Below are 23422 nucleotides of genomic sequence, written 5' to 3'. Positions count from 1 at the left end.
TCGTCCAGCGCAGCCCTCGGAGGTCTCGAGGAGGAAACCCCCGCATGAGGACACGAAGACTGAAGGCCCGCTCCGTGGCCGGAGCCGCCGCCGTCGTCGCGCTCGCAGCACTGTCGCTGCAGGGCTGCGCGATCGTCAACGGCAGCGGCGACGACCCGAACACGCTCCGCGTCATGATGGGCGCGGACACCACCTACCCCAAGGAACGCAAGCAGTGGCAGCAGGACGTCGCCGCCGAGTTCCAACGCACCACGGGCGCGAAGGTGCAGTGGGAGACGTACTCCTCGGCGCAGGAGGAACTCACCGCCATCCAGACGAGCGTCATCTCCGGGCAGGGCCCCGACGTCTACGCGATCGGCACCACGTTCACCCCCACCGCCTACGCCACGGGCGCGTTCGTCGAGATGGGGAAGGAGCAGTGGGACGCCGTCGGCGGCAAGGACCAGTTCGACCCGGCGTCGTTCGGCATCTCCGGCCCGAGCTCGTCGAAGCAGATCGGCATCCCGCTCGCCAGCCGGCCGTTCGTGATGGCCGTCAACAAGGACCTGCTCGCGAAGGCCGGGATCACCGAGATGCCGACCACGTGGGACCAGTTGACCGCTGACGCGGAGAAGACGACCAGCGGCGACGTGCACGGCATGGCGATCGCCTACGCCGACGGCTTCGACCCGTGGAAGTTCATCTGGGGCATGGCCCAGAACGCCGGCAACACGATCGTGTCGAAGGACGGCAAGGCCGAGATCGACGCGAAGGCCGTCGAGAACGCCTACCGCACCTACTTCGACTGGGTCACGAAGGACGGCGTCGTCGACAAGGCCGCCATCGGGTGGAACAACGCACAGGCCCTCGCGCAGTTCACCGACGGCAAGGCCGCGTTCTTCCCGATGACCACCACCACCGCGATCAACTCGTTCAAGGACACGAAGGTCGACGGCAAGTACGAGTTCGCGCTCCTGCCGACCGTCCCGCCCGGTGCGACGTCACGCCCGAGCGACGGGATCGAGGCCGCGAGCATCCTGTCCGGCGACAACTGGGTCGTCGCCGACTACGGCAAGAAGCAGGACCTGTCGTTCGACTTCATCAAGCAGCTCAGCACGCCGAAGGCCCAGCTCGAGTACTACCGGCTGTTCGGCAACCTGCCCACGAACGCCGACGCGGCCGCGCAGCTCGCCGCCGACAACCCGCAGCTCGCGCCGATCATCCAGGCCGGCAAGCTCTCGAAGCCCACCGCCTTCACCGGCGCCTGGTCGGACATCCAGCTCGCTCTCGTCGACGTCGTCGTCCAGTCCATCCCGCAGCTCAAGAGCGGCGAGGTCAGCGACGAGCAACTCCGGTCGCGCCTCGAGGCCGCGCAACGGGACGCCCAGTCCACCCTGAACCGCCAGAAGAACGGAGGGCTGTGATGACCGCCACGCAGACCCGGCCGGAGACCGAGCGCGCCCCACGCCGAGCGATCCGGCCACACGGCAAGACGCCGCTGTACAAACGCGAGCGTCCCCTCTGGATGCTCCTCCCCGGCGGTGTCCTCATGCTCGCCGTCATCGTGGTGCCGCTCCTCGTCGGCGTGTACATCGCGATGCTCGACCTCGACCAGTACACGCTGCGGCAGTGGTTCAGCGCTCCCTTCATCGGGCTCGCGAACTTCGCCGAGGCCTTCACCGCCTCCCCACTGCTGCACTCGATCTGGATCTCGGTGTCGCTGTCGGTGCTCGTCACCGCCGTGACGGTGCCGATCGGGGTCGCCGCCGCGATCTCGACGCAGAACCGGTTCCCCGGCCGCGGGCTCGTCCGCTCGGTCTACCTCATCCCGTACGTGCTCCCCGCGTTCGTCGTCGGCACGTTCTTCCGGACCATGCTCCAGCCGCAGGGCGTCGTGAACTCGGTGCTGCACACGGACGTGCTCTGGCTGAACGGCTCGGCGTCGTACTGGGCGCTCGCCGGCGTCATGGTGTGGACGAGCTGGCCGTTCGTGTACCTGCTGTCCCTCGCCGGACTGCAGGCCGTCGACAACGAGGTCCACGAGGCAGCGGCGCTCGACGGCGTGACCTGGTGGGCGAAGCTCCGGTACATCATCTTCCCGTACCTGCGCGGCCCGCTGTCGCTGGCGGTGATCATCTCGATCCTCCACAACATCAACAACTTCACGCTCCCGTTCGTCCTGTTCGGCATCCCGCTGCCGTCGAGCGTCGAGGTGATGCCCGTCCTGACCTACATCGCGAGCTTCCAGTCGTTCCGCTTCGGCCTGTCCGCGGCCATGGCGATCTGCTCGCTCGTGATCGTCGCCATCCCGCTGTTCGTCTACCTCCGGGCCGTCAAGCTCGACACCGGTGACGACGCGGGCCCCACCCGCAAGCAGCGACGGGCCGACCGGGCAACGCTCGCGGCAGCGGACCCGACCACGCTCGCGGCAGCCACCCCGGCCGCAGCCGCCGACATCGACGGAGCCCGCGCATGAGCACCCAGAGCACCTTCCGCACCCGCCCGACCGCGACGCTGACCGAGAGCATCACGGCCCGGAACGGCCGACCGGCGAAGCGGCCCTACGACACCGACGTCACCCGGCTCCTGCCGCGCTGGCTGCTCATCGTCGTCATCGCCGTGATCGTCGCGTTCATCGCCGGCCCGGTGCTGTACATCCTGTTCGGCTCCGTCAACTCCGACGTCGCGGTCGCCCGCGGCGAGTACTTCCCCTCCGAGTTCACGCTGGCGAACTACGTGAACATCTGGTCGACGGTCGCGCTCGGCCAGGGGCTCGTGAACTCGATCCTCACGGCCGGGGCGGTCGCCGTCGCGAGTGCGGCGCTCGCCGTGTCGACCGCGTACGTCCTCGTCCGTTTCCGGTTCCTCGGCCGCCTCACGATCCTCCGCGGGCTCCTCGCCCTGCAGTCGATCCCGGGCACGCTCCTGCTCCTGCCCGTGTTCGTCGTGTTCTCGAACATCGCGAGCGCCACCGGCGTGCAGATCATCGGCACACGCTGGGGCCTCTTCGTCACCTACCTCACCTTCGCCCTGCCGTTCTCGACCTGGGTCATGGTGACGTACCTCCGCGGCCTGCCGAAGGAGCTCGAGGAGGCCGCCCGCATCGACGGCGCCTCGAGCGGACGCATCCTCCGCAGCGTGGTCCTGCCCCTGTCGTGGCCCGGGATCGTCGTGTCCGCGATCTTCGCGTTCCTGCTCGGCTGGAACGACGTCCTGTTCTCCACGATCATGACGACCCCGAACACGCGCACAGTCGCGGTGGTGCTCCAGGTGCTCGGCACCACCCAGGAGGGCGGCGCCGTCCCGATCTACGGCCAGATGATGGCCGCGTCGATCGTCTGTGCCGTGCCGGTCGTCGCGCTCTACCTCATCTTCCAGCGCTACCTGGTCGGCGGCCTCACGGCCGGCTCGGTGAAGTAGCGACAGTTCTCCACAGACTGCCTGGAGGCGCGGTGCCAGCCCGCCCCGCGCCTCTCCCCACCGGCACGGCCGGTCCGCCGCTGGCGCGTCGCACCGGAACCGGCGGCGGGGCCCCGGCCGGTCCACACAATGAAGGGAACGCAATGACCCAGCCCAGTTGGGAACTCTCCGGGTTCGGCGACGAGATCGACGCCGACCCGGCGATCCAGGTCGCCGTGCTGCAGGCGCTCGGCGCCAGCGCCATCGAGGTGCGGAGCGCCTGGGGGGTGAACGTCGTCGACCTCGACGACGACCAGCTCGCCGGACTCCACCGCCTCTTCGAGGAGCGCGGGCAGACCGTGTCCGCCATCGCCTCGCCGATCGGCAAGGTGTCCGTCGACGAACCCGTCGAGCACGAGGTCGGCCGGCTCGGCCGTGCGATCGCCGCGGCGCACGCCCTCGGCACCACGAACATCCGGATCTTCTCGTTCTACTTCGAGGGCCGCTCTCCGGAAGACGTCCGCGACGACGTCCTCACCCGGATGCGCGCGCTCGCCGACCTGGCTTCGCGGGAAGGGGTGACGCTGCTCCACGAGAACGAGAAGGACATCTACGGCGACGTCCCCGCTCGCGTGCTCGACATCGTCGAGAGCGTCGGCTCGTCGTCGCTGCGGCTCGCCTGGGACAACGCGAACTACGTCCAGTGCGGCGTCCGCCCCTTCACCGACGGGTGGGCGCAGCTCGCCCCGTACGTCGACTACCTGCAGGTCAAGGACGCACTCGCGGCCGACTCGTCCGTCGTGCCGGCGGGCGAGGGTGACGGCGAACTCCTGGAGACCCTGACCGCGCTCCGCGACGCCGGGTACTCCGGGTACGCGTCCCTCGAACCGCACCTCAGCGACTTCACCTCCCTCGGCGGGTTCTCCGGTCCCGCGGCCTTCGGTCGCGCCGGACGCGCCTTCCGTTCCCTCACCGACCAGATCGGAGTCACCCTGCGATGACCACCCCACTGAAGTTGGCAGTCGTCGGCGCCGGCGTCATCGGACGCCACCACGCCCGCGTCGCCGTGCAGCACCCGGACCTCGAGGTCGTCGCCCTCGTCGACGCGATCCCCGCCGCGGCCACCAGCGCCGCGGACGAGCTCGAGTCGATGGGCGTCACGCGACCGATCACGACGTCCACCATCGAGGACGCGATCGAACAGGCCGACATCGACGTCGTCGCGATCTGCTCGCCGTCCGGCATGCACGTCCAGCTCGCCGAGGCGGCACTCGCCGCCGGCAAGCACGTCGTCATCGAGAAGCCGCTCGACACCACGATGCCGCGGGCCCGGCAGATCGCCGCGCTCGCCGCGGACGCCCGGGCGCGTGGGTTGGTGACGAGTGTGATCAGCCAGCACCGATTCGACCCGGCCTCGGTCGCCGTCGCCGGGGCCGCGCACGACGGCTCGTTCGGCACGGTCACCTCGGGCGTCGCGAGCGTCGCCTGGTACCGCTCGCAGGGGTACTACGACTCGGGCGACTGGCGGGGCACGTGGGACCTCGACGGCGGCGGCGCGGTGATGAACCAGGGCGTGCACACCGTCGACCTGCTCGTCTGGGCGCTCGGTCGTCCGGAGGAGATCTCGGCGCAGACCGGGCTCCTCGCCCACGACCGGATCGAGGTCGAGGACACCGCGGTCGCCACCGTCCGGTTCCGGAACGGTGCCCTCGGGGTCATCCACTGCACGACCGCCGCCTACCCGGGTCTCTCCGCCCGGTACGCGGTCTACGGCACGCACGGTTCGGCGATCGTCGACGACGACCGGCTCGCCTACTTCCACGTCGCGCCCGACTCCGCGACGCTGGAGTCCGCGTCCACCACCGCGAACGCCACCGCCGTCGCGGACGCCGTCGACCAGAAGTCCGACGTCGTCCCGCCTGAGCACGTCGTCGGCGGCCCGACCGAGCCCGAGCACTTCGCCGCCGGCCACGCACGGCAGTACACCGACATCGCGGCCGCGATCCGCGAGGGCCGCGAGCCCGGCGTGACCGTCGACGCCGCCCTCGTGTCCCTCGCGACCGTCCGCGGGCTCTACGTCAGCGCGACGCTCGGCAAGCCGGTCCGGATCGACGACGTCATCGACGGCACGTACGACGACGTGGTGCCGGTCGTCGGCGCCGGAGCCCACACCGAAGGAGCAGTCTCGTGAAGTTCTCCGTGTTCACCGCCTCCACCCCGGACTGGACGCCCACCGAGGCGGCGCAGACCCTCGCCGGACAGGGGTGGGACGGCATCGAGTGGCGTGTCGTCGACGACCGCCCCGCCGACGGCGCAGCGGTGCCCCCCGGCCGGTCGTTCTGGGCCGGCAACAAGTCGACGTGGCAGTTCACCGGCGTCGCCGACCGGGTCGGCGAGATCGCCAGCACCACCGACGCAGCCGGGCTCGAGTACTCCGGCATCGGCGGCTACCAGCAGGTGTCCGACCACGAGGGCGTCGAGACGATGCTCCGCGTCACCGCCGAACTCGGTGCCCGGCAGGTCCGCGTGACGATGCCGATGTACCGCGCCGAGAAGGAGCGCACCGGCGAGACCTACACCGCGATGTTCGACCGCACCCGGGCCGACCTCGAGTGGGCGACCGGCCGCGCCGCCGAGCTCGGCGTCAAGGCGCTCGTCGAGCTGCACCACATGACGATCACCCCGTCGGCGTCGGCGGCCCTCCGGCTCGTCGACGGCCTCGACCCGGAGCACGTCGGCGTCATCCACGACCTCGGCAACCTCGTCATCGAGGGGCAGGAGGACCACCTCGCCGCGTTCGAGCTCCTCGGCCCGTACCTGGCACACGCCCACGTGAAGAACGCGCGCTGGGTCGACACCGGCGACACCCGGGCCGACGGCAGCCGGGTCTGGCAGAACGAGTGGGCACCCCTGCGTGACGGTCAGGCCTCGGTCGCCGAGTACCTGGACGCCCTGCGGCAGCACGGGTACGACGGCTGGGTCACGATCGAGGACTTCTCCACCGACCTCCCGCTCACGGAGCGCACGGCCGACAACCTCGCGTACCTCCGGTCCCTCGTCCCGGTGACCGCATGACCGACCGCCGCGCCGGCATCGTCCACCTCGGCATCGGTGCGTTCGCGCGAGCCCACCTCGCCTGGTACACGGGTCGCACGGACGGCGAGCGGTGGGGGATCACCGCCTTCACCGGGCGCTCACCCGAGGTCGCCGAGGCGCTCGACGCACAGGACTGTCGTTACACCCTCGTGACCCGCGGCGCGGACGGCGACACCGCCGAGGTGGTCGACACGGTCGTGGCGGCCCACCCCGGCACTGACGACACGGCCTGGAGGCACGTGGTCGCGTCCCCGGAGACCACCATCGTCACGCTGACGGTCACCGAACAGGGCTACCGGTCCGGCTCCGACGTCCCGGCGCGGCTCGTCGCGGGGCTCGACGCCCGGCGTGCCGCCGGCGCCGGGCGGATCGCCCTCGTGTCGCTCGACAACCTGACGCACAACGGCGAGGTGCTGCGGGACGCCGTCACGTCGACCGTGTCCGACGCCGAGCTGCTGGCGTGGATCGAGGCGAACGTCGCGTTCCCGTCGTCGATGGTCGACCGGATCACGCCGGCCACGACGGCGGCCGACGTGGACGGCCTCGCCGGGTTCCCGGGAGCGCTCGAGGGCGACCGGGTGCCCGTGGTCACCGAGCCCTTCGCCGAGTGGGTGCTCGAGGACCGCTTCGACGGCATCGACCGGCCCGCGTGGGAGACCGCGGGTGTGCGGCTCGTCGACGACGTCACCCCGTACGAGCAGCGGAAGCTCTGGCTGCTCAACGGGTCCCACTCCCTGCTCGCGTACCTCGGTCTCCTGCTCGGGCACGAGACCGTGGCGCAGGCGATGGACGACCCCCGGTGCCGTTCGGCCGTCGAGCAGCTCTGGGACGAGGCCGCCGCCGAGCTCCCGCTGCCGGACACCGAGGTCGACGCCGCCCGCGCCGCCCTCGTCGAGCGGTTCGCGAACCCGCGCATCCGGCACACCCTCCGGCAGATCGCGTCCGGGGGCTCGCAGAAGCTCCCGGTCCGGGTGGGCGACGTGCTGCGGCACCGACTCGCCCGCGATCCCGACGCCGGCATCGGTCCCGGCGCGGCCACGGCCCTCGCGGCGTGGTGGTTGCACCTGACCGAGCAGCCCGAGGCCGTGGACGACGCCGGAGCCCCCGGGCCAGACTCGGACGTGCACGACGTCCTGGGGGTCGTCGCGCCCGACCTCGACACCACCCCCGTGGTGGCCGCCGTCACCGCGGCCGCTGAACGCATCCGCGCCGCCGCGGCACCCGCGCGCGGCACCGTCGACGAAGGAGTCCACGCATGACCGACACCGGCACCACGAACCCCGCCGCACCCGTCCCCGGTGCGACCGACGGCGGCGCCGCGACGGACCCGACCGCCGGGCGTCCGGACACGTGGGCGTCGACCGACCGCGGGCAGCTCATCGACCGCGCCGAGGTCATCGTCACGAGCCCGAACCGCAACTTCGTCACGCTGAAGATCACCACCGCGGACGGCGTCACCGGGCTGGGCGACGCGACCCTCAACGGCCGCGAGCTCGCCGTCGCGGCGTACCTGTCCGAGCACGTCGTCCCGCTGCTCGTCGGTCGCGACGCCAGCCGGATCGAGGACGCCTGGCAGTTCCTCTACCGCTCGTCGTACTGGCGCCGGGGACCGGTCACGATGGCCGCGATCGCCGCCGTCGACATGGCCCTCTGGGACATCAAGGGCAAGGTCGCCGGGATGCCCCTCTACCAGCTGCTCGGCGGTGCCTCCCGCACCGGGCTCATGGCCTACGGGCACGCATCCGGCAAGGAGCTCCCGGAGCTGTTCGACTCCATCCGCGAGCACCAGGAAGAGGGCTACCGCTCGATCCGCGTCCAGACCGGCGTCCCCGGGCTGGAGAGCATCTACGGCATCGCCTCGAACACGACCACCGAGGGCAACGCGGGTGTCCGGTACGACTTCGAGCCGGCGCAGCGCGGGGCCTTCCCGGCGATGGAGGACTGGGACACCCGCGCCTACCTCCGCCACGTACCCACCGTGTTCGAAGCCGTGCGGAACGAGTTCGGCCCCGAGCTCCCGCTGCTGCACGACGGGCACCACCGGATGACCCCGCTGCAGGCCGCGAAGCTCGGCAAGAGCCTCGAGCCGTACGACCTGTTCTGGCTCGAGGACTGCACCCCCGCCGAGAACCAGGAGGCCCTCAAGCTCGTCCGGCAGCACACCACGACGCCGCTCGCGATCGGTGAGGTGTTCAACACGATCTGGGACTTCAAGGACATCATCCGCGACCAGCTCATCGACTACGTCCGCGGGGCCGTCACGCACATGGGCGGCATCTCCCCGCTGCGCAAGACGATGGACTACGCCGCGATGTACCAGATCAAGTCCGGGTTCCACGGGCCGACCGACATCTCCCCGGTCGGCCTCGCCGCCCAGATGCACCTCGGGCTCGCGATCCACAACTTCGGCATCCAGGAGTACATGCAGCACGGCCCGAAGACGAACCAGGTGTTCCGGCAGACGTTCACCTTCACCGACGGCTACCTCCACCCGGGCGATGAACCGGGCCTCGGTGTCTCGCTCGACGTCGACGAGGCCGGCAAGTACCCGTACGAGCAGGCGTACCTGCCGTTCAACCGTCTCGCCGACGGCACCGTCCACGACTGGTGACCCACCGGGGGAACGCGGGCATGCTGGGCTGATGGAGTTCAGCGAGGTCGTCGGGGAGCTGCTGCTCGTGGCCCCCGGCGACTTCGTGCGTGCCCGGACGGAACGGCAGCGCGCCGTGCGGAAGGACGACCGGGCCCTGGCCACCCGGATCGACGGGCTCCGGAAGCCGGCACCGGCCGCGTGGGTCGTCGACCTCCTCGTGCACGACGCGGCGCTCGACGAGGCGATCGACCTCGGGCCGGCTCTCCGCGACGCCCAGGCGAGCGCGGACCCCGAGGAGATCGCCACGCTCCGGAAGCAGCGCGCACGACTCGTCCGCTGCCTGACCGATCGGGGCGCAGCACTCGCTGCCGAAGCCGGGCACGACGTCACCCGAGCCGTCCTCGACCAGGTGGCGGCCACGATCGAGGCAGCCATGATGGACCCGCGCGCCGCCGCGGCCGTGCGGTCGGGGCTGCTCGTCCGCCCACTCGAGAGCGTCGGCTTCGACGGCGTGGACCTCGACGGCGCGCTGGCGGACCCCGACGCCGTACCCGACGCGTGGTCCGGGTCCGACGCGGAGCCGATCCCGATCGACCACGCCCCGAGTCGCCAGCGCTCGCGCCGTGGTGGCGACCACGGGGACGACGGGAGCAGCGCGACGGGGTCGACCCGTGCCTCCAGGCCGACGGCGCGGCGACGCGCAGCCGAACCCGCGACGGGACCGGACGACGACGTGCCGGTGCCGGACCGTGGGGCCCTGCGCCGCGCGGCGGCGGACGCACGTCGGGCGTCCCGCGAGGCGGATGCGGCGCTCGACGCGGCCGAGGAGGCGCTCGACGCAGCGGACACGCGGCGGCGGGACCTCGAGGAGCGGCGCGAGGGACTCGCGGCCGAACTGGAGCGGCTGGACCGCGACCTCGCCGACCTCGCCGACGAGGCCGAGCGCCTACGTGGCACCCGGGACGACGCCGAGGCCGCGAGCGACCGGGCCCGTGCCGAACTCGACGCCGCACGCGACCGCCGGCGGGCCTGAACGTGCGACACGCCCGGTCAGCGCCTGGTAGGGTTGGCGACTGACTTCGGCGAGGGCCGCGTACGCGCGGCCGTGATCGACGCAGTGGGAGACCCGGCCCAGTCCTGGGAGCGTTCCTCACGCGTGCACGCGTTCGAGTTGCAACACCACAGACCCCCCGATGCCGGCACCCCGGCGTCGACCACGACACCAGGAGGCAACCATGGCCGACAACACGAAGCTCGCGGCGGAAGTCCGCACCAAGTTCGGCAAGGGCGCGGCCCGCAAGATCCGTGCGAACGACAAGATCCCCGCGGTCGTCTACGGCCACGGCACCGAGCCGAAGCACATCACCCTCCCGGGCCACGAGACGATGCTCATCGTCCGTACCGCCAACGCGATCATCGACCTCGACATCGAGGGCACCGCGCAGCTCGCCCTCGTGAAGGACGTCCAGCGCGACCCGGTGCGCCAGATCATCGAGCACATCGACCTCGTCGTCGTGCGCCGTGGCGAGAAGGTCACCGTCGACGTCCCCGTCGTCGTCGAGGGCGAGTCGTTCTCCGGCACCATCCACGTCCAGGACCTCAGCTCGGTCTCCCTCCTCGTCGAGGCGACGAAGATCCCCGAGCACGTCGTGGTGGACGTCGAGGGTCTCGAGGACGGCAAGCAGGTCCTCGCGTCCGACATCGAGCTCCCGTCGGGCGCCGAGCTCGAGACCGACGCCGACGCGCTCGTCGTCCAGATCGTCACCCCGCGTGCGACCGCCGACGACATCGCTGCCGACGAAGAGGCCGCCGAGGCCGGTGCCGAGGCCGGCGCCGAGGGCGAGGCAGCTGCCGCCGACGAGTCCGCCTCGGACTCCGAGTAACACCTCTCCGCGGACCTCTGGTCGACGCTGATGGCTGACAAAGTGTTCGTCGTGGTCGGGCTCGGGAACCCCGGGCCCGGCTACGCGGGCAACCGCCACAACGTCGGCCAGATGGTCCTCGACGAACTCGCTGCCCGGATGGGCGCGACGTTCAAGAAGCACAAGACGCCGAACCAGGTCGCCGAGGGGCGCCTGGTCCCCGGCGGGCCGAAGCTCGTGCTCGCGAAGCCCGGCTCGTTCATGAACACGTCCGGCGGCCCCGTGTCGTCGGTCCTCGGGTTCTACGGACTCGACGCCCGGTCGCTCGTGGTCGTGCACGACGAGCTCGACCTGCCCTACGACACCGTGCGGCTCAAGGGCAACGGCGGACACGGCGGCCACAACGGGCTCCGCGACATCATCAAGGCGACCGGCACGAACGAGTTCGCCCGGGTGCGGATCGGCATCGGCCGTCCCCCGGGCCGACAGGACCCCGCCGACTTCGTGCTGCGCGACTTCTCGCCCGCCGAGAAGAAGACGCTCCCGAACCTCCTCGCCGACGGCGCCGACGCCGTCGGGGCGATCGCCGACCTCGGCCTGCTCGCCGCCCAGCAGCGGATCCACGCCCCCTCCTGACCGCAGCACCGATCCGGACGGTCTGATCCCAGCGGTCCCCGAACTGGGGGACCGCTCCGTCCCCCACGGTCGGTAGGTTCTGGCCGGGGGTGCCCGACCCCCGTGATGAACGAGGGGGTCCTCCCGTGGCGCTGCACCGATCCCGCCCGTCCGCCCGACGAGCCGCGCTCCCCGCCGTCGTCACTGCGGCAGCGCTGCTCGCGGTGGCCGGACTCGGCGCTGCGACGGTCGGGGCCGCGTCCGCAGCCCCTGCGACCTGGACCCCGAGCGCGGCGACGACGGACGCACCCGGTGCGGCGGCGGCGTTCTCGGCGCCGAACGACGTCCGGTACACGCACTCCGGGGCACTCCTCGTCGCCGACTTCGCCGGGAACGGCGTGCTGCGCCGGGACACCGACGGCACGTGGTCGGTCGTCGCCGCGTTCGGCACCGACGACCGGTCGATGTGGAACCCGTCCGCGTTGGCCGAGTCCGACGACGGGCGGCTCATCGTGGCCGAGGCCGGTCGGCGTCCGACGCCGGGCGGGCCCGGGACCATCGCCGTGCTCGACGGGCACGACGTCGAACGGCGGTTCGCAGCCCCGTCCGACCTCGCGGTGTCGGAACTCGCCGTCGACGGCACACGACTCGTCGCCGCGGTCGCCGGGAGCCGGTCGCTGTGGGAGACGGACACGGCGGCGGAGGCCCCCGTGTGGCGCGCCGTCGACGGCCCGTGGGTGGACCCCGCGGGTGTCGCGGTGTCCCCGGACGGCTCGGTCCTGATCGTGGCGGACGAGGCGACCGACGTCGTGTGGCAGTTGGACCGGACGACCGGGGTCGCGACGTCGCTCGGGACCGTCCAGGACGACCAGGGGCGGGTCCGACTCCGCGGCATCGCGTTGCTCGGGGACGGGTCGGTCGTGGTGGCCGACAACGGTGGTGGCCGGGTCTTCGTGCGGCAGGACGGCGAGTGGACGGTCGCGTTCGCGGGGGCACCGGACGGGACGACGCTGGCGAACCCGACGGGGGTGTCCGTCGGACCGGGGGACCGGATCGCCGTGGCGGACTACAACCGGCAGCGCGTCGTGGAGGCCGAGCGGACGCCGACGGGGACTCCGGCGCCGGACGTGACCTCGGCGCCGGCGCCGGACGTGACCTCGGCGCCGACGCCCGACGTGACGCCGACGCCGACGCCGGACGTGACATCGACGCCGGACGCGACCTCGGCGCCGACGCCGGACGTGACGCCGACGCCGGACGCGACCTCGACGCCGACGCCGTCGCCTGGTGCGGGGCAGCCGAGCGCCACCCCGACAGCCGGTGCGACTCCGACACCGTCCGCGCCCGCGACCGCCGCCCCGACCGCCACCCCGACCCCGAGCCCGAGCGCACCCTCGACCCCGCCGACGGCGGTGACCCCGACCCCGACCCCGTCCTCGACCCCGACCACGTCCACGTCCCCGGGTCCCCTCGACCCCGGAAGCACCACATCCGCGGGGAGCGGTGGCAACAGTGATGGCACCGGTGGGCACACACGCCCCCGCGCCGAGACCGACGCCTCGACGGCACCGCCGCGCTCGGCCACGAACGCCCGGACGCTCGCCAGCACGGGCGCGGGCCCGGTCGGTGCCCTCGCCCTGGCGGCCGCCACGGCCGTCCTCGCCGGCACCCTGCTGCGATCGACCACTCGCCGGCCCCGGCACCGCCGCTGAGGCCGGCGCGCTCGACCCGGCGCTCGGTGTTCGCCGCCCGCGCACGCCCGCCCGTCTGTCGGAGGCCGCCGGTACCATGTCCTGAGTGACGATCTCGGGCATCATCCCTGCGCTCTCGCGCGCCTCCGCGTTCGATCGCGTCCTCCGCGCCGCCCCGCGTGACGCCGACTTCTCGGTCGTCGACGGCCTGCGCGTCCCGCTCCTCGCTGCCCTGCTCGCCGAGCGGAACGGACCCCAGTGCGTCTTCGTCATCACCGCCACCGGGCGTGAGGCCGAGGCCGTGCGTGAGGCGGTCGGCAGCTACGTCCCCGACGCCGACGTCCTGGAGTTCCCGGCGTGGGAGACCCTGCCGCACGAGCGCCTCAGCCCGAGCGCGCAGACCGTCGGCACCCGGATCGCGACGCTGCGCAAGCTCGCCGCCTGGCAGGACGCGTCCGCCGCCGACCGCCGTACGACCGTGGTCGTCGCGAGCGTCCGCGCGGCGCTCCAGCCGATCGCGGGCAACCTCGTCGCCCTCGCGCCGGTCGTCCTCCGCACCGACTCCCGCGGCAACGACCTCGGCGCGATCGCCTCCCAGCTCGTCGACCTCGCGTACGCCCGGGTCGACCTCGTCACCCGCCGCGGTGAGTTCGCCGTGCGCGGTGGCATCCTCGACGTCTTCCCGCCCACCGCCGACCACCCGGTGCGCGTCGACTTCTTCGGCGACGAGATCGAGGCGATCAAGGCCTTCTCCGTCGCGGACCAGCGCACGACGGACGACGACCTCGGCCAGGTCGAGCTGACGGCGTCACGTGAACTCCTGCTGTCCGACGACGTCCGGCAGCGGGCGCGCGAGATGCTGCACGAGTTCCCGAACCTGTCGCAGATGCTCGCGAAGATCGCCGAGGGCATCCCGGTCGAGGGCATGGAGTCGCTCGCGCCCGCGCTCGTGCAGGACCTCGTGCCGGTGACGAGCTACCTCCCAGAGGACGCCACCATCGCGGTGTTCTCGCCCGAGCGGGTCAGCGGTCGCGCGCACAGCCTGGCCGAGACGAACACGGAGTTCCTCCAGGCCGCGTGGAGCGCCGCCGTCGCGGGGGCCCAGGCGCCGATCGACCTCGACGCCGGCAACTTCCTGACCGTGCAGCAGCTCAAGAGCGGCCGCGGGCAGCGCACGTGGTGGACGGTTTCGCCGTTCGACTCCGGCCTCGACGAGGGCGACCGTGACCGGGTGCTCACCGACGCCGAGGCAGCCGCCGAGGCGGGCGAGTACATCCGCGTCCGCGCCGAGGCGATCCCGGCGTTCGCGGGCAGCGCCGACGGCGCGATCGCGCACGTCAAGCAGCTGACCGACGACGGTTGGGCCGTCGTCGTGACCGCCCAGGGCAAGGGGCTGGTCGAACGTGCGGTGCAGGTCCTCGCCGACGCCGGGGTCGCAGCCCGTGCCGAAGCCCTCACCGCGCCTCCCGAGCCGGGGGTCGCCATCGTGACCACCGCGAGCGTCGAGCACGGTTTCGCCACCCCGGATCCGCGCATCGCGGTCCTCAGCGAGGCCGAGTTCTACGGCCGCAGCGTCCAGCAGGGCGCCCGCACGGTGAAGAAGCTCGCGGGGCGGCGCAAGAACGTCGTCGACCCGCTGCAGCTCAAGGCGGGTGACGTCGTCGTGCACGCCACGCACGGCATCGGCAAGTTCGTGGAGCTCGTCTCGCGCGAGGTGAGCTCCGGTGGCCGGAACGCCGTGAAGACCCAGCGCGAGTACCTCGTCCTCGAGTACGCGCCGTCGAAGCGCGGCTACCCGGGCGACAAGCTGTTCGTCCCGACCGACCAGCTCGACCAGCTCTCCCGGTACGTCGGCGGCGAGAGCCCGACCCTGTCGAAGATGGGCGGCTCGGACTGGGCGGCCGCGAAGTCGAAGGCGCGCAAGGCCGTCCGCGACATCGCCGTCGACCTCGTGAAGCTGTACTCGGCGCGCATGGCGTCGAAGGGCCACGCGTTCGGTCCGGACACCCCGTGGCAGCGCGAGCTGGAAGAGGCGTTCCCGTTCGCGGAGACCGCCGACCAGCTCACCACCATCGACGAGATCAAGCGCGACATGGAGCGTCCGATCCCGATGGACCGCCTGCTCTCCGGCGACGTCGGCTACGGCAAGACCGAGGTCGCGATCCGTGCCGCGTTCAAGGCCGTGCAGGACGGCAAGCAGGTCGCGGTGCTCGTCCCGACGACCCTGCTCGTCCGCCAGCACATGGAGACGTTCCAGGAGCGCTTCGCGGGCTTCCCCGTCCACCTCCGGGCACTCAGCCGGTTCCAGTCCGAGAAGGAGTCGAAGGAGACGATCGCGGGCCTCGCCGACGGCACCGTCGACATCGTCATCGGCACGCACCGGATCCTGTCACAGGCCATCCAGTTCAAGGACGTCGGCCTGGTCATCATCGACGAGGAGCAGCGGTTCGGCGTCGAGCACAAGGACCAGCTGAAGAAGCTCAAGACGAACGTCGACGTCCTCGCGATGTCGGCGACGCCGATCCCGCGCTCGCTCGAGATGGCCGTGACCGGCATCCGCGAGATGTCGACGCTCGCGACACCTCCGGAGGACCGCCACCCGATCCTCACCTTCGTCGGCCCGCAGTCCGACCTGCAGGTCGCGGCGGCGATCCGGCGCGAGCTCCTGCGCGAGGGCCAGGTGTTCTACGTGCACAACCGCGTGAAGGACATCCAGTCGGTCGCGGCGCACCTCGCCGAGATCGTGCCGGACGCCCGCATCGCGGTTGCGCACGGGCAGATGTCCGAGGGCACGCTCGAGCAGGTGATGGTCGACTTCTGGGAGCGTCGCTTCGACGTCCTCGTGTCCACCACCATCGTCGAGACCGGGCTCGACATCGCGAACGCGAACACGCTCATCATCGACAAGGCGGACAAGTACGGTCTGTCGCAGCTGCACCAGCTCCGTGGCCGCGTCGGTCGTGGGCGGGAGCGTGGCTACGCGTACTTCCTCTACGACGCCGACAAGCCGCTGTCCGAGACCGCGCAGGACCGCCTCGAGACCATCGCGGCGAACAACGAGCTCGGCGCGGGCATGCAGGTCGCGATGAAGGACCTCGAGATCCGCGGCGCCGGCAACCTGCTCGGCGGGGAGCAGTCGGGGCACATCGCGGGTGTCGGCTTCGACCTGTACCTCCGCATGATCGGCGAGGCGGTGTCGCAGTTCCGTGGCGACGTCGCCGAGGGGCAGACCGAACTCCGGCTCGAGATCCCGGTCGACGCGCACATCCCGGAGGACTACGTCGAGTCCGAGCGCCTCCGACTCGAGGCCTACCAGAAGCTCTCCGCGGCCTCCGCCCCGACGGCGCAGCCCGAGGCGATCGACATGGTCCTCGACGAACTCACCGACCGCTACGGGCAGCCTCCGCAGGCCGTGCTCACGCTGGTCGAGGTGTCCCGGCTCCGGCGCATGGCGCAGCAGGTCGGCCTGTCCGACGTCGTCGTCATGGGCTCGAACCTCCGTGTCGCGGGCAAGGAGCTCGCGGACTCGGCGCAGGTGCGGCTGAAGCGGATGTTCCCGGGCGCGCGGTGGTTCCCGCAGCAGAACGCGACGAGCATCCCGATGCCGCGACCGCACGGCGAGGCCCTGCCCGACGGCGCGCTCATCGAGTGGGTGGAGAGCATCCTCACCGCGGTGTACGGCGCGTCGAAGGCGCCGGCCGAGACGGCCGCGTAGCGCGCGGTCGGCCGGGAGGCGTGTGGCGGGCTGGCGCCGTGCCTCCCGTCGGTCGCGCTGTCGGCCGGGAGGCGCGTGGCGGGCTGGCGCCGTGCCTCCCGTCGGTCGCGCTGTCGGCCGGGAGGCACGTGGCGGGCTGGCGCCGTGCCTCCCGTCCGGCCCGTGGTCGCGGAACGACGTGACCGTCGTCGTGCGACGACGGTCACGTCGTCGGTTGCGCCGTCTGGTAGCCGGCGTGCGCAACGACCGACCGGCTCGCTGTCGGACGACAGCGGTCGCGTCGTCCAGCAGCGGCACCGGGCCGCCGAGACCTACTCCGTCGACTCGGCCTCGGAGAGCTCGCGGCGCGCCCGGTACCGGCGCGCACGCAACGACACCACGACGGCGGAGGCGACCATCGCGATCCCCGAACCGACGAGCACCGCGAGGACGCCCTCGTCGAGGATCTCCTCGTTGCGGGCGAACGCCAGCTCGTTCATGAGGAGCGACACCGTGAACCCGATGCCACCGAGCACGCTCACGGTCATGATCGAGCCGAACGACAGCGTCGAACGGCCGGGCGCCCGGAATATCCGCGTCGCGATCGACCCGAAGACCGTGATGCCGACCACCTTGCCCACCGGCAGCGCGAGCACCACCGCCCAGAACGTCGGGGAGAGCTCCCCGAGGCCGACGTCGGGGACGACCACGGCGGCGGACGCGAACGCGAAGACCGGCAGCACCAGTCCGTTCGACCACGGCTCGACCCGCTCGTACACGGTGTGCCCGGAGGGTCGGGGGAGCAGGAGCCCGAGAGCGACCCCGGCGATGGTCGCGTGGACGCCCGAGTGGTACACGAGCCACCACGCGAGGAGGCCGAGCACGACCATCGCGACGATCAACAGCCCTCGGCGTCCGTCCGCCCGGCCCAGTCGTCGACCGAGCAGCCAGAAGAGCGCGAGCACGACCACCGCGCCGGCGAGCGAGAGGAAGTCGGTGTCGTGCGCGAACACGACCGCGATGATCACGATGGCGATGAGGTCATCGAGCACGGCGAGGGCGAGCAGGAAGACGCGGATCGTCGAGGGCAGGCCACGGCCGAACACCGCGAGGAGCCCGAGGGCGAACGCGATGTCCGTGGCGGTCGGGATCGGCCATCCGTGCTGGTACTGCGTCCCCGCCGTGACCGCGAGGTAGATCCCCGCCGGGACGACCACCCCGCCGACCGCTGCGATCGCCGGGATCACCGCCGTCTTCGGGTTCGACAGCTCCCCGGCGACGAGCTCCTGCTTCAGCTCGATCGCGACCAGCAGGAAGAACACCGCGAGGAGGCCGTCGCTGATCCAGTGCGCGACCGAGAGGTCGAGACCGACCGCACCCCACGGGGAGTGCGCGTCGAGTGCGCGCTCGAGCCCGGGTCCGAGGGGCGAGTTGGCGACGAGGAGGCCGAGGACGGCAGCGGTGAGCAGCGCGATGGCGCTGAACCGCGGGGAACGGAGGAGTGCAGGCATGGAGCTCCGGTTCGAGGGGTCGGTGATCGGTCCGTCGACCAGACTTCCCGACACGCCTCGACCAGCGTACCGGAGGGGGCTGACGCGCCGTCCCCGGCGGCTCGGCTCGTGCGAGCATGACGCCATGAGTGCCCTCACCGACCTCGAGGCCGTCGTCGACCGCTTGCTCGCCCCCGAGGGCGGCTGCGTGTGGAACCGGGAGCAGACGCACGCCTCCCTCGCGCGCTACGCCGTCGAGGAGGTCTACGAACTGGTCGACGCGATCGACGACGGCGACGAGGACGATCTGCGCGAGGAACTCGGCGACGTGCTCTACCAGGTGGTGTTGCACGCCGGGCTCGCAGCGACGTTCGACCTCGAGGACGTCGCCGCCGGGGTGCGGGACAAGATGGTCCGGCGGCACCCGCACGTCTTCGGGGACGAGCGAGCGGACACGGTGGCCGAGGTCGAACGGGTGTGGCGTGCGGCGAAGGCGGTCGAGAAGGCCTCCCGGCGGAGCGCGCTCGACGGGGTCCCGCGGGCGATGCCGCCGCTCGAGCGCGCGGTGAAGCTGCTGGAACGCCTGGAGGCGCGGGTCGACACCGGTGCGCTCGTCGCGTCCCTGGGTGCGAGGCCGAGCGCCGGGGGCGAGGACGGCGCCGGGGGTGGAGACGACGCCGGGGGTGGAGACGACGCCGGGGGTGGAGACGACGCCGGGGGTGGAGACGACGCCGGGGGTGGAGACGACGCCGGGGCGTCCGGTCCGACGGGCGTCGCCGCATCGACGACGACCGGGTCGATCGCGGGCGCCGGACGAAGCGACCTCGAGTGGGGGACCGGTGTGCTGCGCACGGTGGCGGCGGCTCGGGCGGACGGGATCGACCCGGTCGCCAGCCTCCGCGCTGCCGTCGCCGCGCTCGAGGCCGAGGGGCGGGCCGCGGGGGCGTGAGGTGTGGCGCGGGGCCGTGAGGCGTACCGCGGGGCGTGGGGCGTGGGCGTGCGGCGTGCCGCGGGGCGCGAGGAGTGCCGTTGGGCGTGGGGCGGGGCGCGAGGAGTGCCGTTGGGCGTGGGGCGGGGCGCGAGGCGTACCGCGGGGTGGTGAGGCGTGCGGCGGGGTGTCAGGCGTGCCGCGAGGCGTGAGACGACTCGGCGTCGCGTGATCGGTCGCGAGACCGGTCACGCCGATGTGCGGCGGGACCGAGAAGAGCGGGCGTCCTCCCAACCCGAAAAAAGGAGGACGCCCGCGAGCGGGCCGTCCGTACCGACAGGGATACCGGTGTGGACGGGGGACCCCGCTCACCGCGGGGCACACTGCAGCACGTTGCCCTCGCGATCGGTCCGCGGGTGGATCAGGCACCTGCGGACCGAAGTTGTGTGTTCACAATATCAGCGGACACCGAGCGGCGCAAACCGCCGTGGTCGTTCTGGCAGGATTGCCGCATGGCGACGACCGTGACGGCACCCCGTGGCATGCGCGACTTCCTCCCGGCGGACAAGGCTCGTCGGGAGCACGTGCTGGGGGTCGTCCGCGGCGTGTACGCGCGGCACGGGTTCGACGAGATCGAGACGCCCGTGGTCGAGGACGCGGCGCGGCTCCACTCCGGACTCGGCGGCGACAACGAGAAGCTCGCGTTCGCGGTGATGAAGCGTGGACTGACCGTCGAGGACCTCCGTGCGGCCGACGCGCCGCTCGACCTCGCCGACCTGGGCCTCCGCTTCGACCTGACGGTGCCGCTCGCCCGCTTCTACGCCTCGCACCGCGCCGAGCTGCCGACGGTCTTCCGCTCCGTGCAGATCGCGCCCGTCTGGCGAGCCGAGCGTCCGCAGAAGGGGCGCTACCGGCAGTTCGTGCAGTGCGACATCGACATCCTCGGCGAACCCGGGCAGCTCGCCGAGGTCGAGCTCATCCGTGCGACGACGGACGCCCTCGACGCGCTCGGCGTCTCCGGGACGTCGATCCGCATCAACGACCGGCGCATCCTGCTCGGGCTCCTCGCGTCGTGGGGGATCACCGACGCCGCCGAGGCCGACCGTGCGCTGATCACGATCGACAAGATCGACAAGATCGGGCCGGACGGGGTCGCAGCGGAGCTCCGTGAGACCACCGGATCGGACCTGCCCGGGCTCGAGGACACCATCCGTGCGCTCGAGTCCGCCGACTGGGACTCTGTCGGGGGAGCAGCGTGGCTCGACGAGGGTGCGTTCGTTGAGCTGCTCGGCCTCCGTGGAGCGCTCGACGGGGTGGACCTCCGGTTCGACCCGACGCTCGTGCGCGGCATGGGCTACTACACCGGCACGATCTTCGAGGTCGCGCACCCCGACTTCGGGTACAGCCTCGGCGGTGGTGGTCGCTACGACGGAATGATCGGGCGCTTCCTCGGCCAGGACGTCCCGGCGGTGGGGTTCTCGCTCGGGTTCGAGCGGCTCGTCGACCTCGTCACGCTGCCGGACGCCGAGTCCGCGGACGCCGTCGTGCTGCTCTACGACAAGGACGTCGAACCGGGCCGACTCGCCGCGCTCAAGACCGAGGCGCTCGCGACGCACCAGCGCGTCCGGCTCGAGAAGCGCACGAAGAACACGAAGAACCAGCTCGCCGCGCTCGAGGCGCAGGGCTTCGGCGCGTTCGCGTCGGTCCGCGCCGACACGACCTCGCTCGACGGGGTCGAGTTCCGTCCGCTCGGCTGACCGGTCGGACCGACCGGTCGGGGCCTGTGCGTCACGGGCCGCTCTCCACAGTGAGCGTCACGCGGAGTGTCCTGTCCACCGGGCCTCGGTAGGATCGGACCCGCAATCACCACAACCGAACTCGTAGGGAGTACCCCGTGGCCCAGATCGATGCCGTAGGCGCACGCGAAGTCCTCGATTCCCGAGGCAACCCGACGGTCGAGGTCGAGGTCCTCCTCGACGACGGCGTCGTCTCGCGCGCGCTCGTCCCGTCCGGTGCCTCCACCGGCGCGTTCGAGGCGTACGAGCTCCGTGACGGAGACAAGTCGCGGTACGGCGGCAAGGGTGTCCTCAAGGCCGTCGACGCCGTCCTCGACGAGATCGGCCCGGCGCTCGAGGGCTTCGACGCCACCGACCAGCGCCTCGTCGACGCCGCGCTCATCGAGCTCGACGGGACCGAGAACAAGTCCCGCCTCGGCGCGAACGCGATCCTCGGCGCCTCGCTCGCCGTCGCCCGCGCCGCCGCCGACTCGGCGGACCTGCCGCTGTTCCGCTACCTCGGTGGCCCGAACGCGCACACGCTGCCCGTCCCGCTGATGAACGTCGTCAACGGTGGCGCGCACGCCGACACCAACGTCGACATCCAGGAGTTCTTCCTCGTGCCCTACGGCGCCGAGTCGTTCTCCGAGGCGCTCCGCTGGGGTGTCGAGACCTACCACGCCCTCAAGGGTGAGCTGAAGAAGCAGGGCCTCGCGACCGGCCTCGGCGACGAGGGCGGCTTCGCGCCCGAGCTCGCGTCGAACCGCGCGGCGCTCGACTTCCTGCTCGCCGCGATCGAGAAGGCCGGCTTCACCCCGGGCAAGGACATCGCGCTCGGCCTCGACGTCGCCGCGACCGAGTTCTTCCAGGACGGCAAGTACGCGTTCGAGGGCAAGCAGCTCTCGAGCGAGGAGTTCACGGGCTACTTCGCCGACCTCGTCGCGAACTACCCCCTCGTCACCATCGAGGACGCCCTGGCCGAGGATGACTGGGAGGGCTGGAAGCACCTCACCGCGGAGCTCGGCTCGAAGCTCCAGCTCGTGGGCGACGACCTGTACGTCACGAACCCGAAGCGTCTGCAGCGGGGTATCGACGAGCAGGCCGGCAACTCGATCCTGGTGAAGGTGAACCAGATCGGCACGCTCACCGAGACGCTCGACGCCGTGTCGCTCGCGCACCGTCACGGCATGACCGCGATCCTCTCGCACCGCTCGGGCGAGACCGAGGACACCACCATCGCGGACATCGCGGTGGCGGTCGACGGTGGCCAGATCAAGACCGGTGCGCCGGCTCGTTCCGACCGCGTCGCGAAGTACAACCAGCTGCTCCGCATCGAGGAGGAGCTCGGCGACGCCGCGGTGTACGCCGGTCGCTCGGCCTTCCCGCGCGCGGCGGCCCTGTAACACTTCAGCGCCACCACGAGACGCCGTCCTCCGCACGGAGGGCGGCGTCTCGTCGTTCCCCGACGTCGATCAGCCGTCCGCGACGCCGCACCGGCGCCGCTGCCGGCGCCGGTGCGGCGTGGCGCCGCACAACCGGAGCCCGTCGGAACCACGCGGAACCGCGGTTCAGCGTGACGTTGGTCGTGCGGTGGCGAGCGGCGGCCAGCGAGCGGTAGTGCGGCGCGGCGGGGTGCGGGGCGCGCCGGGGGTGAGCCGTGCCTCCAGGCCGACGCTGGGAGGCTGCCCGACACCCGCGTGCCGGTGCCGACCCCCTGCCCACCGCGGGTTATCGTCAGCGTCGTGCCCAGCCAGAAGCCCCGCGTCCGCCGCGTCCCCGTGGCGATGCCGCACGCCGGTGCGGCCGCACACCAGCCCTGGTACCGCTCGATCCGGTTCTCCGGGTTCAGCCTGCTCATGCTCGCGATCATCGTGCTGTTCGTGGTCGTGCTCGCGCCGTCGCTCCGCACGCTCATCCAGCAGCAGGAGCAGATCGCGCAGCAGCAGCAGCAGGTCGCCGCGCAGAAGGACGACGTGTCGCAGAAGAAGCAGGACGTCGCGCGGTGGGACGACCCGGCCTACATCGAGGCACAGGCCCGTGACCGGCTGCTCTACGTGTACCCGGGCGAGGAGAGCTACCTCGTGATGGGGAGCGAGGACGCGAAGAGTTCCGGGCGTCCGGAGACCGACTCGGGCACGCCGGTGAGCTCGACCGTGCAGACGCCGAAGGTCGACTGGGTGCAGGCGATGCTCTCGTCGGTGTTGAAGTCCGGGCTCAGCGACGAGAGCACCGAGAAGCTCGTGGCACCCGACGTCTCGGGTACCGGCGACACGAAGTAGGACGACGCTCCGGACTCGGGT

At 71.9% G+C, this 23422-nt stretch carries 18 protein-coding genes; 17 read left to right on the top strand and 1 reads right to left on the bottom strand.

Annotation, left to right across the window (positions count from 1 at the left end; genetic code table 11):
* The first annotated feature begins 44 nt into the window (after positions 1–44).
* The 13 genes from QPJ90_RS01010 (at position 45) to mfd (ending at position 16950) form a co-directional block, all read left to right on the top strand.
* The gene (locus QPJ90_RS01010) at positions 45–1403 is read left to right on the top strand and encodes an extracellular solute-binding protein (RefSeq protein ID WP_290132617.1); all 1359 of its coding nucleotides are present in this window, start codon (positions 45–47) and stop codon (positions 1401–1403) included.
* Complete coding sequence (locus QPJ90_RS01005) at positions 1403–2455, top strand: sugar ABC transporter permease (protein WP_290132616.1); 1053 nt, start codon at positions 1403–1405, stop codon at positions 2453–2455. The genes QPJ90_RS01010 and QPJ90_RS01005 overlap by 1 nt, the downstream gene beginning before the upstream one ends.
* Positions 2452–3399 (top strand): carbohydrate ABC transporter permease, encoded by a 948-nt coding sequence (locus tag QPJ90_RS01000; RefSeq protein WP_290132615.1) that lies wholly within the window; start codon positions 2452–2454, stop codon positions 3397–3399. Before QPJ90_RS01005 ends, QPJ90_RS01000 begins: the two co-directional genes overlap by 4 nt.
* Positions 3400–3542: 143 nt before the next feature.
* On the top strand, positions 3543–4379 hold the full coding sequence (locus QPJ90_RS00995) for a sugar phosphate isomerase/epimerase family protein (protein ID WP_290132614.1): 837 nt from the start codon (positions 3543–3545) through the stop codon (positions 4377–4379).
* On the top strand, positions 4376–5569 hold the full coding sequence (locus QPJ90_RS00990) for a Gfo/Idh/MocA family oxidoreductase (RefSeq protein ID WP_290132613.1): 1194 nt from the start codon (positions 4376–4378) through the stop codon (positions 5567–5569). The genes QPJ90_RS00995 and QPJ90_RS00990 overlap by 4 nt, the downstream gene beginning before the upstream one ends.
* Positions 5566–6453, top strand: coding sequence for a sugar phosphate isomerase/epimerase family protein (locus QPJ90_RS00985; protein ID WP_290132612.1), 888 nt, complete (start codon positions 5566–5568; stop codon positions 6451–6453). The genes QPJ90_RS00990 and QPJ90_RS00985 overlap by 4 nt, the downstream gene beginning before the upstream one ends.
* Entirely contained in the window at positions 6450–7733 is a 1284-nt protein-coding gene (locus QPJ90_RS00980) for a mannitol dehydrogenase family protein (RefSeq protein WP_290132611.1), read from the top strand. The genes QPJ90_RS00985 and QPJ90_RS00980 overlap by 4 nt, the downstream gene beginning before the upstream one ends.
* The gene (gene manD / locus QPJ90_RS00975) at positions 7730–9085 is read left to right on the top strand and encodes a D-mannonate dehydratase ManD (RefSeq protein WP_290132610.1); all 1356 of its coding nucleotides are present in this window, start codon (positions 7730–7732) and stop codon (positions 9083–9085) included. Before QPJ90_RS00980 ends, manD begins: the two co-directional genes overlap by 4 nt.
* Positions 9086–9116: 31 nt before the next feature.
* Positions 9117–10100: a hypothetical protein gene (locus tag QPJ90_RS00970; RefSeq protein ID WP_290132609.1), complete on the top strand. Its 984-nt coding sequence runs from the start codon at positions 9117–9119 to the stop codon at positions 10098–10100.
* A gap of 202 nt (positions 10101–10302) precedes the next feature.
* On the top strand, positions 10303–10950 hold the full coding sequence (locus QPJ90_RS00965) for a 50S ribosomal protein L25/general stress protein Ctc (protein ID WP_290132608.1): 648 nt from the start codon (positions 10303–10305) through the stop codon (positions 10948–10950).
* A 30-nt stretch (positions 10951–10980) separates the two neighbouring features.
* A complete protein-coding gene (gene pth / locus QPJ90_RS00960; protein ID WP_290132607.1) occupies positions 10981–11565 on the top strand; it encodes an aminoacyl-tRNA hydrolase in 585 nt (194 codons plus the stop codon).
* 125 nt (positions 11566–11690) lie between these two features.
* A complete protein-coding gene (locus QPJ90_RS00955; protein ID WP_290132606.1) occupies positions 11691–13256 on the top strand; it encodes a hypothetical protein in 1566 nt (521 codons plus the stop codon).
* Positions 13257–13341: 85 nt separating this feature from the next.
* A complete protein-coding gene (gene mfd / locus QPJ90_RS00950) occupies positions 13342–16950 on the top strand; it encodes a transcription-repair coupling factor (RefSeq protein ID WP_290132605.1) in 3609 nt (1202 codons plus the stop codon).
* 311 nt (positions 16951–17261) lie between these two features.
* Here mfd and nhaA read toward each other — a convergent pair whose 3' ends face one another.
* Positions 17262–18440, bottom strand: a complete 1179-nt coding sequence (nhaA, locus tag QPJ90_RS00945) for a Na+/H+ antiporter NhaA (RefSeq protein WP_290132604.1) — start codon at positions 18438–18440, stop codon at positions 17262–17264.
* Between the two features lie 124 nt (positions 18441–18564).
* Here nhaA and QPJ90_RS00940 point away from each other — a divergent pair, with 124 nt between their 5' ends.
* From QPJ90_RS00940 to QPJ90_RS00925, 4 genes are all read left to right on the top strand, one after another.
* Positions 18565–19368, top strand: a complete 804-nt coding sequence (locus QPJ90_RS00940) for a MazG family protein (protein ID WP_290132603.1) — start codon at positions 18565–18567, stop codon at positions 19366–19368.
* 491 nt (positions 19369–19859) lie between these two features.
* Complete coding sequence (hisS, locus tag QPJ90_RS00935) at positions 19860–21104, top strand: histidine--tRNA ligase (RefSeq protein ID WP_290132602.1); 1245 nt, start codon at positions 19860–19862, stop codon at positions 21102–21104.
* Between the two features lie 137 nt (positions 21105–21241).
* The gene (gene eno, locus QPJ90_RS00930) at positions 21242–22525 is read left to right on the top strand and encodes a phosphopyruvate hydratase (RefSeq protein ID WP_290132601.1); all 1284 of its coding nucleotides are present in this window, start codon (positions 21242–21244) and stop codon (positions 22523–22525) included.
* 339 nt (positions 22526–22864) lie between these two features.
* Positions 22865–23401, top strand: a complete 537-nt coding sequence (locus tag QPJ90_RS00925) for a septum formation initiator family protein (protein ID WP_290132600.1) — start codon at positions 22865–22867, stop codon at positions 23399–23401.
* Positions 23402–23422: the final 21 nt, after the last annotated feature.

It is taken from the genome of Curtobacterium sp. 458, from assembly GCF_030406605.1.
Taxonomy (GTDB): domain Bacteria; phylum Actinomycetota; class Actinomycetes; order Actinomycetales; family Microbacteriaceae; genus Curtobacterium.
Note: the sequence above shows the minus strand (reverse complement) of the source record. Positions and strands in the feature narration are given on the sequence as shown.

Coding starts and splice junctions, on each gene's coding strand:
- QPJ90_RS01010 (WP_290132617.1), top strand. CDS start 45: ATGAGGACACGAAGACTGAAGGCCCGCTCCGTGGCCGGAGCCGCCGCC.
- QPJ90_RS01005 (WP_290132616.1), top strand. CDS start 1,403: ATGACCGCCACGCAGACCCGGCCGGAGACCGAGCGCGCCCCACGCCGA.
- QPJ90_RS01000 (WP_290132615.1), top strand. CDS start 2,452: ATGAGCACCCAGAGCACCTTCCGCACCCGCCCGACCGCGACGCTGACC.
- QPJ90_RS00995 (WP_290132614.1), top strand. CDS start 3,543: ATGACCCAGCCCAGTTGGGAACTCTCCGGGTTCGGCGACGAGATCGAC.
- QPJ90_RS00990 (WP_290132613.1), top strand. CDS start 4,376: ATGACCACCCCACTGAAGTTGGCAGTCGTCGGCGCCGGCGTCATCGGA.
- QPJ90_RS00980 (WP_290132611.1), top strand. CDS start 6,450: ATGACCGACCGCCGCGCCGGCATCGTCCACCTCGGCATCGGTGCGTTC.
- manD (WP_290132610.1), top strand. CDS start 7,730: ATGACCGACACCGGCACCACGAACCCCGCCGCACCCGTCCCCGGTGCG.
- QPJ90_RS00970 (WP_290132609.1), top strand. CDS start 9,117: ATGGAGTTCAGCGAGGTCGTCGGGGAGCTGCTGCTCGTGGCCCCCGGC.
- QPJ90_RS00965 (WP_290132608.1), top strand. CDS start 10,303: ATGGCCGACAACACGAAGCTCGCGGCGGAAGTCCGCACCAAGTTCGGC.
- pth (WP_290132607.1), top strand. CDS start 10,981: ATGGCTGACAAAGTGTTCGTCGTGGTCGGGCTCGGGAACCCCGGGCCC.
- nhaA (WP_290132604.1), bottom strand. CDS start 18,440: ATGCCTGCACTCCTCCGTTCCCCGCGGTTCAGCGCCATCGCGCTGCTC.
- QPJ90_RS00940 (WP_290132603.1), top strand. CDS start 18,565: ATGAGTGCCCTCACCGACCTCGAGGCCGTCGTCGACCGCTTGCTCGCC.
- hisS (WP_290132602.1), top strand. CDS start 19,860: ATGGCGACGACCGTGACGGCACCCCGTGGCATGCGCGACTTCCTCCCG.